At 65.0% G+C, this 14,662-nt stretch carries 11 protein-coding genes; 3 read left to right on the forward strand and 8 right to left on the reverse strand.

Going from position 1 to position 14,662, the window contains the following annotated elements:
* Window positions 1-117: 117 nt before the first annotated feature.
* On the forward strand, window positions 118-3,054 hold the full coding sequence (locus tag XcodCFBP4690_RS00060; RefSeq protein ID WP_104539055.1) for a TonB-dependent receptor: 2,937 nt from the start codon (window positions 118-120) through the stop codon (window positions 3,052-3,054).
* A 748-nt stretch (window positions 3,055-3,802) separates the two neighbouring features.
* Window positions 3,803-5,431 (forward strand): glycoside hydrolase family 6 protein, encoded by a 1,629-nt coding sequence (locus tag XcodCFBP4690_RS00065; RefSeq protein WP_410049669.1) that lies wholly within the window; start codon window positions 3,803-3,805, stop codon window positions 5,429-5,431.
* Between the two features lie 304 nt (window positions 5,432-5,735).
* On the opposite strand, the gene XcodCFBP4690_RS00070 is transcribed toward XcodCFBP4690_RS00065, so the two are convergent.
* From XcodCFBP4690_RS00070 to XcodCFBP4690_RS00090, 5 genes are all read right to left on the reverse strand, one after another.
* Complete coding sequence (locus XcodCFBP4690_RS00070; protein WP_104539057.1) at window positions 5,736-6,788, reverse strand: LacI family DNA-binding transcriptional regulator; 1,053 nt, start codon at window positions 6,786-6,788, stop codon at window positions 5,736-5,738.
* 51 nt (window positions 6,789-6,839) lie between these two features.
* A complete protein-coding gene (locus tag XcodCFBP4690_RS00075) occupies window positions 6,840-8,258 on the reverse strand; it encodes a M28 family peptidase (RefSeq protein ID WP_104539058.1) in 1,419 nt (472 codons plus the stop codon).
* Window positions 8,259-8,368: 110 nt separating this feature from the next.
* Complete coding sequence (gene mscL / locus XcodCFBP4690_RS00080; RefSeq protein WP_104539059.1) at window positions 8,369-8,800, reverse strand: large-conductance mechanosensitive channel protein MscL; 432 nt, start codon at window positions 8,798-8,800, stop codon at window positions 8,369-8,371.
* A gap of 62 nt (window positions 8,801-8,862) precedes the next feature.
* Window positions 8,863-9,576, reverse strand: a complete 714-nt coding sequence (locus XcodCFBP4690_RS00085; protein WP_104539060.1) for a fumarylacetoacetate hydrolase family protein — start codon at window positions 9,574-9,576, stop codon at window positions 8,863-8,865.
* 225 nt (window positions 9,577-9,801) lie between these two features.
* Window positions 9,802-10,077 (reverse strand): hypothetical protein, encoded by a 276-nt coding sequence (locus XcodCFBP4690_RS00090; RefSeq protein WP_104539061.1) that lies wholly within the window; start codon window positions 10,075-10,077, stop codon window positions 9,802-9,804.
* A gap of 254 nt (window positions 10,078-10,331) precedes the next feature.
* On the opposite strand from XcodCFBP4690_RS00090, the gene XcodCFBP4690_RS00095 reads away from it, so the two are divergent.
* Window positions 10,332-10,670 carry a Rieske (2Fe-2S) protein gene (locus XcodCFBP4690_RS00095; protein WP_104539062.1) on the forward strand — a complete coding sequence of 113 codons (339 nt, stop codon included), beginning with the start codon at window positions 10,332-10,334 and terminating at the stop codon, window positions 10,668-10,670.
* 115 nt (window positions 10,671-10,785) lie between these two features.
* Here XcodCFBP4690_RS00095 and XcodCFBP4690_RS00100 read toward each other — a convergent pair whose 3' ends face one another.
* From XcodCFBP4690_RS00100 to XcodCFBP4690_RS00110, 3 genes are all read right to left on the reverse strand, one after another.
* A complete protein-coding gene (locus XcodCFBP4690_RS00100; protein WP_104539063.1) occupies window positions 10,786-12,648 on the reverse strand; it encodes an SLC13 family permease in 1,863 nt (620 codons plus the stop codon).
* A 75-nt stretch (window positions 12,649-12,723) separates the two neighbouring features.
* Window positions 12,724-13,482, reverse strand: a complete 759-nt coding sequence (gene trmB, locus XcodCFBP4690_RS00105) for a tRNA (guanosine(46)-N7)-methyltransferase TrmB (RefSeq protein WP_104539064.1) — start codon at window positions 13,480-13,482, stop codon at window positions 12,724-12,726.
* Between the two features lie 363 nt (window positions 13,483-13,845).
* On the reverse strand, window positions 13,846-14,640 hold the full coding sequence (locus XcodCFBP4690_RS00110; protein ID WP_104539065.1) for a thiazole synthase: 795 nt from the start codon (window positions 14,638-14,640) through the stop codon (window positions 13,846-13,848).
* Between the last annotated feature and the right edge of the window lie 22 nt (window positions 14,641-14,662).

The following is a 14,662-nucleotide window of genomic DNA, read 5'->3' on the forward strand; positions in this document are numbered from 1 at the left end:
TGCCGGTGCATGGCGTTGTGCAGTGACGTGCGGGTTCGCGCGTCAGCCAACACCGCAGTGCCCCCCGCATTGCCATTCGAAACGGTCGTGGAGTGTCGTCATCCCTGGGAGGGGACCATGAACAAGCTGCATCGCAGTACCCGTCATACGCCGCTGGCCGCCGCGCTCGCGGTAGCACTGACCCTGGCGGCCGCACAGGCCGCCGCGCAGGACGCAGGCAGCACCGCCGGCGTCACCGAGCTGGACAAGGTCATGGTCAAGGGCGTGCGCGGCGCGCAGGCCGAGGCCATCGAAAACAAGCGCACCGCCGCGCAGATCATCGATTCGATCTCGGCCGAAGACATCGGCAAGTTGCCCGACGTCACCATCACCGATTCGCTGCAGCGCGTGCCCGGCGTGCAGATCCGGCGTTCGGCCGGCGAGGGTTCGCAGCTCAACATCCGCGGCATGCCGCAGGTGCAGACCACCATGAACGGCGAGTTGTATCTGAGCGCCGGCGGCGGCGACCAGTTCGGCCAACCGAACATCGGGCGCGCACAACCGGATTTCGTCGACATCCCGCCGACGCTGTTCAGCGGCGTGGACGTGATCAAGTCGCCCACCGCCGCCGACCTGGATGGCGGCATCAGCGGTACCGTCTCGCTGAAGACCCGCCGCCCGTTCGACCTGCCCGAAGGCTGGACCTTCAGTGGCCAGGCCGAAGGCTCCTACGGCGATCGCGTGCAGGAACTCAACGAGCTGTATTCCGGGCTGGCCAGCTTCCGCACCGAACGCTGGGGCGCGCTGCTGGCGGTCTCGTATTCCGATGCCACCCTGGAAAACAAGCACCCCAGCGTGTATTCCAACGGCGCGCAGAAATCCACCGAGCAGAACGTGGGCTTCGATTTCAACGGCGACGGCCGCATCGGCAGCAACACAGACCCGTCCAACCTGCCGCGCGACTATTTCTACAACTGGGTGGCCACCGAGCTGGACAACCGCAGCACCGATCGCCAGCGGACCGGCGTCAACGGCTCGTTCCAGTTCAACATCAACGACTCCTGGACGCTGCTGGCCGACGCGGCCTACACCAAGCTCGAAGATCACGACACCTCGGTGGCCGCGCAGCTGCACACCGGTTGGGCAACCAATCAGTTGCAGCCCGGATCGGTGGTCGATTCCAACGGCGTACTCGAATACGGCCAGTTCCGCTACAACCGCTTCCAGGCGCATTCGATGGCCGGTGTGGCCGATTCGGATTCGCTCAACACCAATCTGGAAGTGCGCTTCGATGACGGCGGTCCGTTTCGTGCGTCGTTCCGCTGGGTGCACGGCGATGCGCAGCGTACCTACGACGAAGCGCGTGCCGATGCGGTGGTGACCCGTGGCGACCGGATCACGCGCGCCAATGGGGTGACCCAGTGGGCGAACGCCAACGGCCTTCCGACCGTGGATGCTTCGGTGGATTTTCGCGGAAGCTACCCGGCGGTGAATCTGGGCACCGATGTGTCCAACCCGGACAACTGGCAGCTGATGTCCACCTGGGCGCAGGGCAACAAGATCGAGGCGAGCATGGACGCGTTTCGTGCCGACGGCACCTTCGAGTTCGATGAAGGCGTGGTGCGCGGCTTCCAGTTCGGCATCCGTTATGGCGAGCGCGAGGTCAAGCTCGATACCTATCGCTACCTGTCGCCGGTATCGACCACCTGCGCCGACCCGAATCGTTCGCTGTACTACTTCAAGGATCCGCTGATCGTGGATACCTGCAGCGGCGTCTCCGAAGCGCGGCTGCTGCCGTTCAATTCCATCCCCGGTTACTGGGCCTACTTCAACGACTTCGATCCGCTCAAGGTGACCGGCCTGGGCAGCCAGGGCTTGCCGGCGATCAACCCGCAGGTCATGAAGGACCCGGTGGGGTATCTCAACAGCCTGTACCCAGGCAACGTGGCGTACCAGCAGGCGGCGGACTCCTACAAGGTCACCGAGAAGAGCACCGCGGCGTACTTCCTGGCGAACCTGGAAGGCGGCACCGGCAGCGCGCTGCCGTGGACGGCCAACATCGGTGCGCGCATCGTGCAGACCAAGCTGGCGATCGATCAGTATCTGAGCAGCGGCAATGTGTTTATCGGCAATGTTGAATGGAACGGCGTGAGCCCGGCCATCGGCACCAATCGCCTGAACCGTCAGTACACCGACGTGCTGCCCACCGCCAATCTGTCGCTGGACATCACCGACGCCCAGAAGCTGCGCTTTGCCTACAACAAGGCGGTGGCACGTCAGGACCTGCCCGATCTGGGCCGTGGCCTGGTGAGCTTCTATGCGGTCAACGGCACGCCGCCACGCAATCCGTCGTTGCCGTCGGATGCGGTGTTGTTCCTCAATGGCCGCTCCGGTAATCCGGATCTGGATCCGTATCGCGCCACCAACTACAACGCTTCATGGGAGTGGTATTTCTCCGATGCGTCGCTGGTCAGCGTGGGCGCCTTCCTGATCGACGTGAAGTCCTTCCCCACCACCGTGACCAACATCGAGCTGTTGCCCGACGCCGATGGCGTGGCGCGTCTGGGCGGCCCGGTGGAACGCATCGTCAACGGCGGTGGCGGCAAGATCAAGGGCTTTGAAATCGGCTATCAGCAGGCCTTCGACTTCCTGCCGGGCTGGTTGAGCGGCTTCGGCACCAACATCAACTACACCTTCTCCGACGCCGATACCGACAACACCGATATCGAAGGCAACACGCTTCCCATCGGCGACAACTCCAAGCACCAGGCCAATGCGGTGCTGTGGTACCAGAAGGACAAGCTGCAGGCGCGCGTAGCCTATAACTGGCGCAGCAAACGCTTCAGCCAGATCAACAGCGGTGCCTGGGGCGACGAGCTGGCGATCTGGAACGACGACGTCGGCTATCTGGATGCCTCCTTCAGCTACGACGTCAACGACCATCTGACGCTGTACGCCCAGGCCACCAACCTCACCGGTGAAAGCGAACGCCGTTACGCGCAGTGGACCAATCACTACTACGACCAGAACATCTTCGAGCGTCGTTACTACGCCGGTCTGCGTCTGCGTTTCTGATCCGATGTACCGATGTGCGACACGGCGCACTCCCGCGCCGTGCCGCACATGGTCTTCTGTCGTCCCTCTCCAAGCGGTCATTGCGCGTTCTTCCCGTCGCCGGTGTTTTTCGGCGCTGCAGTACGTTCGACGGTAACGTCGGGCACCCTCCCATTCGGCCGCATCGTCGGGAAGCGATGTGGCCGTTTTTTTGTGCGTAATGGCACATCGATTTGTGGCGTAATGCCTGCAGTTGAAATGTCGCCATGGACAGTCGCTGGATCTGTGCCCAACCGCAATATTTGAAGATTGCTTATGGCTGATATGCGGCGTAGTTTCCGCATGGCGAACACACCACCCCCGTTCGCAGGCACAGCATCCCCATGCTGATCGCTCATTCGCTCCCTGGAGATACTCCGAACATCGCAGAGGCAACCGTCGCAACGATTATCTCGACGCGACCAGGTTGGCCTCCAAGGAATCTGAGGTCTTAGGCGAATCGTCCCCGAATGCAAGCAGGCCAACAGCCTGGTTTCTGTCTGGGCGTCGCTGAATTATTGCCGCGCAACGACTCTTCGGCGGGACGCTGACGGAGCGTCATCGAGTGGCTCCAGAAATCTCTGATGGGCGCACTGAAAAAAGGACAAGGCAGGCCAAAAAAGGCAGTGCTTCAATGCGTGTCGATAAACACCATCCAATCCTCAAGGTGAATCTCATGAAATCCAGCAAAGGCATTCGTCGTCACTTCAAGCGCACGCTGGCGCTATCGCTGTTGGCAGTGAATCCGCTGTTCGTCGCTACCGTTTGTGCGCAGGTTCATGTCGATAATCCCTTCGTGGGCGCGACCGGTTATGTGAATCCGGATTACGCCAAGAAGGTCGATGCATCGATTGCAAAGGTGAAGGGCGCGCCGCTGAAGGCCAAGATGGGTGTGGTCAAGACCCATCCCACGTCGGTATGGCTGGATCGTATCGCCGCCATCGGTGGCGGGTCGCAGAATGCCGGAAGGCTTGGCCTGCGCGGGCATCTGGATGCCGCGTTGGCGCAGAAGAAGCCCAATACGCCGATCACCGCCAGCTTCGTCATCTACAATCTGCCGGGCCGCGATTGCCATGCGCTGGCGTCCAACGGCGAATTGCCGCTGACGCCGGCAGCGCTGGAACGCTACAAGAAAGAATATATCGACGTGATTGCCGGGATCTTCGCCGATCCCAAGTACAAGGACATCCGCATCGTCAACGTGATCGAGCCGGACAGCCTGCCGAATCTGGTCACCAATTTGAACGACATGCGCTGCGCCCTGGCCAGTTCCACCGGTATTTACGAAGAAGGCATCAAGTACGCCCTCAACAAGCTGCATGCCATCCCCAATACCTACAATTACCTGGATATCGGTCACTCCGGGTGGTTGGGCTGGGACAGCAATCGCGGCCCGTCGATTTCGCTGTATACCCGGGTCGTGCAGGGCACCAATTCCGGTCTGGCGAGCGTGGACGGGTTTGTCACCAATACCGCAAATACCACGCCGTTGAACGAGCCGAATCTTCCCAATCCCGAGCTGAGCATCAACGGGCAGCCGATCAAGTCGTCGAAATACTACGAATGGAATCCGTATTTCGACGAAACCGACTTTACCCAGGCGCTGTATAACGGTTTTGTCGGCGCAGGCTGGCCGAGCACCATCGGGTTTATCGTCGATACCGGTCGCAATGGCTGGGGCGGCCCCAATCGTCCGGTCGGTGCGTTCGGCAGCGATATCAACAGCTACGTCAATTCGGGCCGCATCGATCGCCGCCTGCATCGCGGCAACTGGTGCAATCAGAAGGGCGCGGGCATCGGCGAACTGCCGACTGCTGCGCCAGGGCCGCACCTGGACGCCTACGCCTGGGTCAAGCCGCCGGGCGAATCGGATGGCTCCAGCAGCCTGATTCCGAACAACGAGGGCAAGGGCTTCGATCGCATGTGCGATCCCACCTACACCACCTCCGATGGCGTGTTGAGCGGTTCCTTCCCGGGCGCGCCCATCTCCGGCGCCTGGTTCCACAATCAGTTTGTCGAGCTGGTGAACAACGCCTACCCGGTGATCGCCACGGCCAGCACCGCAAGCGTCGTAGCCGCGCCGCGCGTCGTTCCGGGCGCCACCCGCGGGCTGACCGCCCTCGGCGGCGATCGTCTGGTCAGGCTGAGCTGGTCGCCGGTCGCGGGAGCCAGCACTTACACGGTGCGGCGTCGGACCGGCAGCGGCGCGTTCGCGATCGTCGATGCCAACGTGACATCTGCGTCCTATCTCGACCGGGCCGTCACCAACGGCGCCAGTTACGACTATGTGGTGAGCGCCAATGGCGTGGCGGGAGCGGGTGCGCCATCGGCGCTGGTGCGTGCCAGGCCGGGTGAATGACGAGGTCGCAGGGCAGCGGTATCCCGGTGTCCTGCGGCGGTGGCCAGTGCGTTGGTTGCATCGTGCGCTGGCCCCGTTGATGTAGTCGATGCGTTGTTCCATGGCGGCCACCCGGCCGCCATGGATGCGTTGCAGGCAGGCATGGAGCGCCGCGTCGCTCGATCATCAGGCACCTTCCTGGCGCAGCGCCCAGCACCTGCGAGGCGGTTTCGATCCAGCGCCACAGGCGCCTGTCCGGGTCCAAACGCAGCATGACCCGACGCCGATCGACCGCGGCGGCACGGCACCTGGAGTACCGACGCGATTACCCGGAGGACGGGCCGGCCGTCGAACCGCGCTTGACCACGGTGTATTTCATCACCTGGTGCACGCCGGCGGCCGCATCGCCCTTGCGCCGTTGCCGAATGGCATCGGCAAGCAGCGACACAGCCGCACGGCCCATCGCAGTCACCGGCTGATGCACGGTGGTGAGTTCGGGCCAGATGGTGGTGGCTACCGGCGTGTCGTCGAAACCGGCCACCGACACATCTTCCGGCACCCGCAGGCCCAGGCCGTGGGCAACGGCCACCGCGGCAGCGGCCATGTCGTCGTTGCTGCAGAAGATGGCCGTTGGCGGCTGCGGCTGGGCGAGCAAGCTGCGTGCGGCCAGCAGGCCGGAGCGATAGGTGAACAGCCCATCGGCGATCAGGTCCTCGGCAAGCGGCAGCCCGGCGGCCTGCAGGCTGTCGACATAGCCGTTGGCGCGCAGCGCGCTCGGAGTGTGCTTCGGATCGCCCTTGATCAAGGCAATGCGGCGATGACCGAGTTCGATCAAGTGGTCGACGATGGCGCGTGCGGCCTGGTAATCGTCGATCCGCACCGAACTGATCTGTGCCATCGGCGCGCCGCTGGCCACGGCCACGACAGGAATGCCACGTGCATCCAGCTCGGCGATGGTCTGGCGCGAATCGCATAGCGGCGGCGGCAGGATCACGCCATCCACGCCGGCTGCCAGTAGGCGTTCGGTGGCGGCACGCTGGCTGCGGATGGCACCGCATTTTTCCACCAGCACCTGGCTGCCATTGAGGCTGCTCTGCTCGAGCAGGCCCAGCATGAATTGATTGAGATAGGCGGCGCTGGGGTTGCTGTACAGCACGCCGATGCGCAGCAGGCCACTGGTACGCAACGAACGGCCGGCCAGATTGGGCCGGTAGCCCAATGCCTGCACCGATGCCTCCACCCGCGCCCGCATGTCCTGTCCGACATGCGGGTGGCGGTTGATCACGCGCGATGCGGTCATCGGCGACACACCGGCGTGTTTGGCGACATCCAGCAAGGTCGCCGCATTGTTCGCACTGCGTTGCCGCTTGGCCACCATCGTGTGTGCTCGTCCTGGAGTTGAAGCGCAAGCGTGCGACGCGGTGCCAGCTTACTCGTTCGGCGGCTGCACGGCGCTGGCGCGGCTGCCGAAATCGCCCTCGGCTTCGGCCGCCAGATACGCGAACACGGTGTAGGCGGCCACGTTTTGCGCGAGCGCCTTCGGGTCGATCTTGTCCAGCGTGTCGTCGGCGGTGTGGTGCAGGTCGAAGTAGTCGGTGCCATCCTGCGCCAGCCACGCCCAGGCGCCGCCCTTGGCCGAGATCGGGCCCACGTCCGGGCCGGGGCCGCCCTTGCCCGGTGCGTACTCGATGCCCAGCGGCGCCAGCACCTCGGCAATCTGTCTGGTCGCCGCGCGCGAGTCGTCCGGCGCCGCGGAGCCGGTGTTGAAGGCATAGATGCGCCCGGCGCCGAAATCGCTCTCCGCACCGATCTGATGCCGCGCCATGTCCTTGGCATCGGTGCCATGCGCGGCGGCATACGCCTTGCCGCCATACAGGCCCTGTTCTTCGTTGGCGAAGGCCACCACGCGGATGCTGCGCTTGGGTGCCTGCTTGAGTTGCCCGATCAGGTGGCCTGCCGCCATGGTGATCGCCACGCCGGCACCGTCGTCGATCGCGCCGGTGCCCAGATCCCACGAATCCAGATGCCCACCGATGACCACCACTTCCTTGGGCTTGCTGCGCCCGGTGATCTCGCCGATCACGTTGTACGAAGTCGCAGTGCCGTCCCAGCCGCAATCCAGTGCCAGGCGGATGCGCGTGGCACCCAGGGCAGCAAGGCGGGCCAGCTGGTTGGCATCGGGCACCGACAGGGCCGCTGCCGGCACCGGGGTAAGCCCTTCATCGAACCGGGTGATGCCGGTATGCGGCACGCGATGCGAATCGGTGCCGGCCGAGCGCATCACGAATCCGATCGCGCCCTTGCGGATCGCTTCCGACGGCCCCTTGCTGCGCACCGCGCCGCCGTTGCCGTAATCCTTGCCGTCGCGCGCCTTGACCATCTGGTAGTCGACGAAGGCGATCTTGCCGGTCAGTGACCCTGCAGGTGCGGCCTGCAATGCGGCGAGATTCTCGAAGCGCACCACCTCGCCTTCGACGCTGCCGCCCGGGCTGCCGCCCAGTGCGGTGATGGTCAGCGGCTGCGCATGCGCGCCGAGCACGGCGGCGCGCTCGCTGCGGCGTTCCCACTTGGGAAAGGTCACCGGCTCGGTCCACACCTTGTCGAAGCCCAATGACTGGAACTTGGCCTTTGCCCAGGCCACGGCACGCGGATCTGCTTCTCCTCCGGCGATACGCGGGCCCACTTCGGTGGTCAGCGATTCGACCACCGCAAAACCGGTGCTGTCGGCCAGCGCCTGCTCGCGCAGCTGCGCGGCGATGCGTAGCGCGCTGTCGGGGATGGTGGTCTGTGCGGCACTGGCGGACGCGCAGGCGAGCAGGGCGGAGATGGCAACAGCGAGGCGACGCATGCAGGGCGGCTCCTAACGACAAGGGGGACCCCGAGCTTATCAGCGCAAGGTCCCCCGTCTGCGTGCGAAAGGTCATCCTTCTGCGCGAAGCGCGCAACGGATGTGTCCGGTCAGGGCGTGGTCGGCGGCTTGAGCGTGTCGTTCTTGAGCGAGTCGCGGATCTCGCGCAGCAACAGCACTTCTTCGCTCGGGCCCTTGGGTGCATCGGGCTTGCGATGGCTGAGGCGGTTGATCAGCTTGACCACCAGGAAGATCGCGAAGGCGATGATCACGAACTGCACCACGGTGTTGATGAAGTCGCCGTAGCCGACCACGACGGCGGGGATCTCCTTGCCGGCGGCATCGACCTCGGCCGGCTTGAGCACCCATGCCAGCCGCGAAAAATCCACGTTGCCGACGGCCCAGCCGATCGGCGGCATGATGATCTTTTCGACCAGCGCGGTGACGATCTTGCCGAACGCCGCGCCGATGACCACACCGACCGCAAGATCGATGACGTTGCCGCGCATCGCGAATTGCTTGAACTCGCTGACCATTCCCATAGAGCATCTCCAGATGCGGTCGCGGACCAACTGCCGCTGTGCCGATCCTAGCCCGGCAGATGTCAGCCGGCGATGATGCCGTGGCGTTCGGCCACGTTTTCCAGGCGCGCACTGAACTGATCGCCGGGCAGCAGCGGGCCGACCCCGGCCGGCGTGCCCATGAAGATCAGATCGCCCGCGCGCAAGGCGTAGAGCTTGGAGAGCTCGTGCAGGATTTCCGGCACGTTCCAGATCATCTGATCCAGCAGCGATTGCTGACGCACCTGTCCGTTGACTTCCAGCGACAGATTCAACGCCTCCAGCGCGCCCACTTCGCCGGCATGCACCAATTCGCTGATCGGTGCGGAATGATCGAAGCCTTTGGCGATATCCCACGGCAGCCCCTTGGCCTTGGCGGCGGCCTGCAGGTCGCGGCGGGTCAGGTCCAGGCCCACGCCATAGCCGTAGATCAGCGCGTCGGCCTGCTCCACCGGCAACTCACCGGCCGGCGCATCGCGACCCAACGCCACCACCAGCTCCACTTCGTGGTGCAGCTCATTGGTGCCGGGCGGGTAGGGGATGCGGTCGCCATGACCGACCACGATGGCATCGGCAGGCTTCATGAAGAAGGTCGGCTGCCCGCGTTCGGCCTTGGAGGCCGGCGCGCTGGCGCCCATCTCGCGCGCGTGGTCGGCGAAGTTGCGGCCGACACAATAGATGCGGTGCACCGGAAACGTACCGCCGCCAACCACCGGAATGCGCGGAACGTCGGTGGCGGGAATCACATCGTGGGTCATGCACGCATCCTCGAACAGGGGACGCGTGAGTCTAGCCGCTAGCCCGTGTACGACGGAACCTTCGTTGCTGAAACGCGCAAGGCCACATCGGCCGGCTTCGCGCCGCCCGAGTGGTCGGGCAGGTGCCCAAACGCATATCGGCACGTGCGAGCACATGCCGATATGTGAGGCCTAGCTTGGGAGCCCAGCGCAAGGTGCCGCCAGGGTGCAGCGACGCGCAGGTGCTTAGTGCGACATCGGCAGCGCGGGCTTGCGCACCACGCGGTACTCGGCCTCGACCACGCGCGCCTGCGGCGACGCACGTCGGTTCGACTTGCTCAACAGCTTCCAGGCGATGCCGCCCAGGATCATCGCCGCGCCGACGAACACGCTGAAGAAGATCAGCACCGCCAGGATGGCCAGGCCTGCGAGGCCCGCAGCGACGCGCACCAACGGATGGCGCGGCTTGCGTGGCGCAAACAGGTGATGGAGATTGCCGAATTGGAAGAGGCGTGCAGGCATGGCGGTGGGCTGCCGGGCAGGAAACGAGCGCGCAGTATCGTTGCGGTTTCATGTCATTGAGTGAAAAGTTCGTTAATTTGACGCCTATTTTGTTAAGTGAATCACAATGCGTGTGCTAGCCGGGGTCTGCCATAAGCGTCCCTTCCATCGCTGCCACCGTTGGCTGTCGGCTCGGATACGGCGCCAGCATCGAGCAGGCGTGGCAGCACGCGCATGCCACAATCGGCAACCCTTTCCCCACCCAGCCCTGGCCTATGTCGTCTCCACCTACCCCGCTCGCCAGCCTGGCGCAGATTCCCGATGCGGGATTTCTGGAGGTGGAAGCGTGCTGGGAAGAAGCCTGCGAATCGCTGGTGTTGTATCGCGAAGGTGCGCAGGTGCGTGCCTGGTTGAACGTCTGCCCGCATGCCGGCAGGCGGCTGGACTGGGCGCCAGGCCAGTTCCTCAAGACCAAGGAGGGCCATCTGGTCTGCGCCGCACATGGCGCCGCGTTCGAGCTGACTGCCGGCGAGTGCATCAGCGGTCCCTGCCGCGGCCAATCGCTGGTGGCTGTGCCGGTGCGCATCGACGGCGAACAGGTGGTGCTGGCATAACCGGCGGCCGATACAGCGGCAGTGCGACACCGTCGCAGCGGCGAGACAGCCAGCCCCGCTCCGACCATGCAATCGCTACGCGGCGCGATCGCAGCCCGCGCCAGGCCTCGCGTCCTCAGCGCGCGGCCCACCAGAACATCAGGTTGATCACCGACACCATCACCACGATGTAGATCAGCGACAGCGGCGCGCCCACGCGCCAGAGTTCGCGCGGTTGATAGTTGGCCGGGCCGGCCACCATCGAGATCACCGGGTTGGAGGCGGTCATCAGGTTGTTGGAGGCCGACAGCGCCACGATCAGCGCGAACGCCGTGGGGTTGCCGTTGGCCGCCAATGCCAGGTTGACCGCGATCGGCACCATCACGATGGTCGCGCCCACATGGCTGATGACCAGCGAAAATGCAGTGGTCAGCAGCGCCAGGCTGATCTCCAGCGCCCACACCGGGACGCCTTCGGGCAGGCGGTCGATGGTGTGGCCGGCCACCCAGGCCGCGGTGCCGCTGCTGTCCATCGCCCAGCCCAGCGGAATCAGCCCGGCCATCATGAAGATGGTCTTCCAGTTGATCGAGGCGTAGGCCTCGTCCATGCGCAGCACGCCGCTGACCAGCATGCAGGCCACGCCGGTCATCAGCGTCAGTGCCACCGGCAGGCGGGAGGTGAGCGCGATCAGGATGGTGAAGGCGAAGATCGCCATGGCGATCTTGAACTTGTGCGGGCGCTGCTCGCCCTTGGGGAAGTCGGTCACCGGTACGAAATCGCGGCTTTCCGCCGCCTGCGCCAGGTCCTGCCAGATGCTGTGGAACACCAGCATGTCGCCGGCCCGCAGCGGCACGTTGCGCACGTCCTCGCGGATGACCTGCTTGTCGCGGTTGATCGCCAGCAGGCTGATGCCGGCCTGCTTGCGCAGCCGCAGCTCGGCGGCGCTCTTGCCGATCGCGCGCGAATTGGGCGGGATCACCGCTTCGGAAATGCCTGCAAGGCTGGGGTTGAACAGGTCGCCCAGATTGCGCAGCCGCGAGGACATGCGCAGGAAGTGGTTCTGCGCAAAGTCGGCCACGTCCTGGCGCTGGCCCATCGCGCCAAGCACGCTGCCCACCCAGATGCGCATATCGGCCGGCGGTGCCAGGCGGGTGTCGTTGCCGGTCTTCAGCGCCAGCAGCAGCGGCGCGTCGTGCAAGGCTTCGGCTTCGCCCAGGGTCATGCCGACCAGCGGGCTTTCGGCGGTCACGGTGAGCTCGAATACATCGCCATCGATGCCGTAGGTCTTGGCGAAATAGCTTTCGGTGCGCGAGGGTGTGACACCTTCGTTGATCAGGCGCTCTTCTTCGATCAGCTTGCGGTCGCCGTAGAAACGGAAATACAGCAGCGCGGCGATCAACAAGGCCACGCCGATCGGCAGCGGCGCGAACATCGTCAACGGCTCGATGCTGGCCATGCCCGAGGGCAGGTTGTTGTTGGCCGACACCAGCAGGTCGTTGAGCAGGATCAACGGCGAATTGCCCACCATGGTGAGCGCACCGCCCATCACGATGGCCGCGGCGATCGGCAGCAACATGCGCTGCAGGGTGAGCCCGGTGCGCGCGGCCAGCCGCGAGGCCACCGGCAGGTACAAGGCCATCACCGAGGGGTTCTGCATGAACGAGGAGTTCAAGCCGGAGATGGCCAGCGTCATCATCATCAGGCGCTGCTCGCTGCCGTGCGAACGCCGCAGCAGCCAGCTGGCCAGCCGGTTCAAGGCGCCGGTGCGCTCCAGCCCCGCGCCCAGGATGGTGGTGGCGATGATGCTCATCACCGCATTACCGGAAAAGCCGCCGAACAGTTCTTCCGGCGCCACCAGCCCGGTGACGCCCAGCACCACCAGCACGATCAAGGCCACCACATCGGCACGGATGCGCTCGAACAAGAACATCGCCATCGTGAAACCGACCAGCCCGAGGACGAGCTTCATGTCGTTGGTCAGCGTCAGCGCGGTGTCCATTGGGGGCCGGGATTCGTGATTCGGGAGTGGGGATTCGTTGAGCTGCTGCGGCGTCGAGTGTGCGGGAAGGCGCTGTTACGAATCCCCAATCCCCACTCCCGAATCCCGGTCATAGAGCAGATCCCACACGCCATGCCCAAGCTTCTGGCCGCGGGTTTCGAAGTGGGTCTGCGGACGCCAGGCAGGGCGTTCGACGTGGCCGCGCGGGCCGGCGCGGTTGACCAGGCCGGCGGTGGCATCGAGCACGTCCCACATCTGTTCGGCGTAGTCGGCCCAGTCGGTGGCGGCATGCAGGCGGCCGCCATCGCGCAGCTTGCGCACCAGCAACTGCGCAAACGCCGGCTGGATCAGGCGGCGCTTGTTGTGGCGCTTCTTGTGCCACGGGTCGGGGAAGTAGATGCGCACTTCGTCCAACGCGCCATCGGCGATCTCGCGTTCCAGCACTTCCACCGCGTCGTGGTGATACAGGCGCACATGCGTGCTGCCGTCTTCGTCCAGCGCGTTGAGCAGCCGGCCCACCCCAGGCGCATGCACCTCGATGCCGATGTAGTCGCGGCTGGGGTCGTGCCGGGCGGCAAAGCGCAGTGCGGCGCCGTTGCCGAAACCGATCTCCAGCACCTTGGGCGCGTTGCGCCCGAATGCGGCATCCAGATCGCGCGGCGTGCCGGCGTAGTCCAGCCCGAGCCGCGGCCACAGTTCGTCGAAGGCGCGCTGTTGCGCAGGGGTGAAACGGCCCTGGCGCAACACGAAGCTGCGCACCTGGCGGCGCCCCTCTTCGATGGTGAAGGGCTTGGGCGGCATCTTGGCGCCGTCGCTGGTAAACGGGTCGGTCATGAAAGCTCGGTCATGTCAGCAAGCGCACGCTCTGCGCGTGCGCGATAACGCGTCGCCCAGCACAGGAGCAAAGAGTCTCTCTCCCGCCGGGAGAGCAAAGACTGTCGCTCTCCCGCTGGAAGAGCAGTAAAGAGCCCCTCTCCCGCTGGGAGAGCAGAAATAGCCCCTCTCCCGCTGGGAGAGCAGAAAGAGCCCCTCTCCCGCTGGGAGAGCAGAAAGAGCCCCTCTCCCGCTGGGAGAGGGGTTGGGGTGAGGGCACGGGCGAAGCGACGCCGGATCCGGTCACACCTATCGTCGAGCGGCCACTGCCTGGCGGCTGCGCAACGCAGACGGTCGAATGCACGGCGCCAGCAGACCACCCACTCATCCAATCACGCCATCCACCGGGCTCGATGCCGAGGCATAGCGCTTGCGCGGAATGCGCCCGGCCAGGAACGCTTCGCGGCCGGCCTCGATCGCCTTGCGCATCGCGCTGGCCATCAGGATCGGATCGCGTGCGCCGGCAATGGCGGTGTTCATCAGCACGCCATCGCAGCCCAGCTCCATCGCAATCGCCGCATCGGAGGCGGTGCCCACGCCGGCATCGACGATGATCGGCACCTTGGCGTTCTCGATGATTTCCAGCAGGTTGTACTTGTTCTGGATGCCCAGGCCCGAGCCGATCGGCGCGGCCAGCGGCATCACCGCCACGCAGCCGATCTGTTCCAGCCGCTTGGCCAGGATCGGGTCGTCGGAGGTATAGACCATGACCTCGAAACCATCGGCCACCAGCTGCTCGGCGGCCTTGAGCGTTTGCACCACGTCCGGGTACAGGGTCTTCTCGTCGCCCAGCACTTCCAGCTTGGTGAGGTTGTGGCCATCCAGCAGCTCGCGCGCCAGCCGGCAGGTGCGCACCGCATCTTCGGCGGTATAGCAGCCGGCGGTGTTGGGCAGCAGGGTGTAGCGGTCCGGCGGCAGCACATCGAGCAGGCTGGGCGCGTTGGGGTCCTGGCCGATGTTCACGCGGCGGATCGCCACGGTCACGATCTCGGCGGCGGCGGCCTCGGTGGCCAGGCGGGTTTCGTCCAGATCCTTGAACTTGCCGGTGCCGGTGAGCAGGCGGGAGCGGTAGCGTTTGCCGGCGATCAGCAACGCATCGGAGGGGGCGGGAGTGGTCATGGCGCAATTATCACCCATCACG

This window comes from Xanthomonas codiaei (assembly GCF_002939785.1).
Taxonomy (GTDB): domain Bacteria; phylum Pseudomonadota; class Gammaproteobacteria; order Xanthomonadales; family Xanthomonadaceae; genus Xanthomonas; species Xanthomonas codiaei.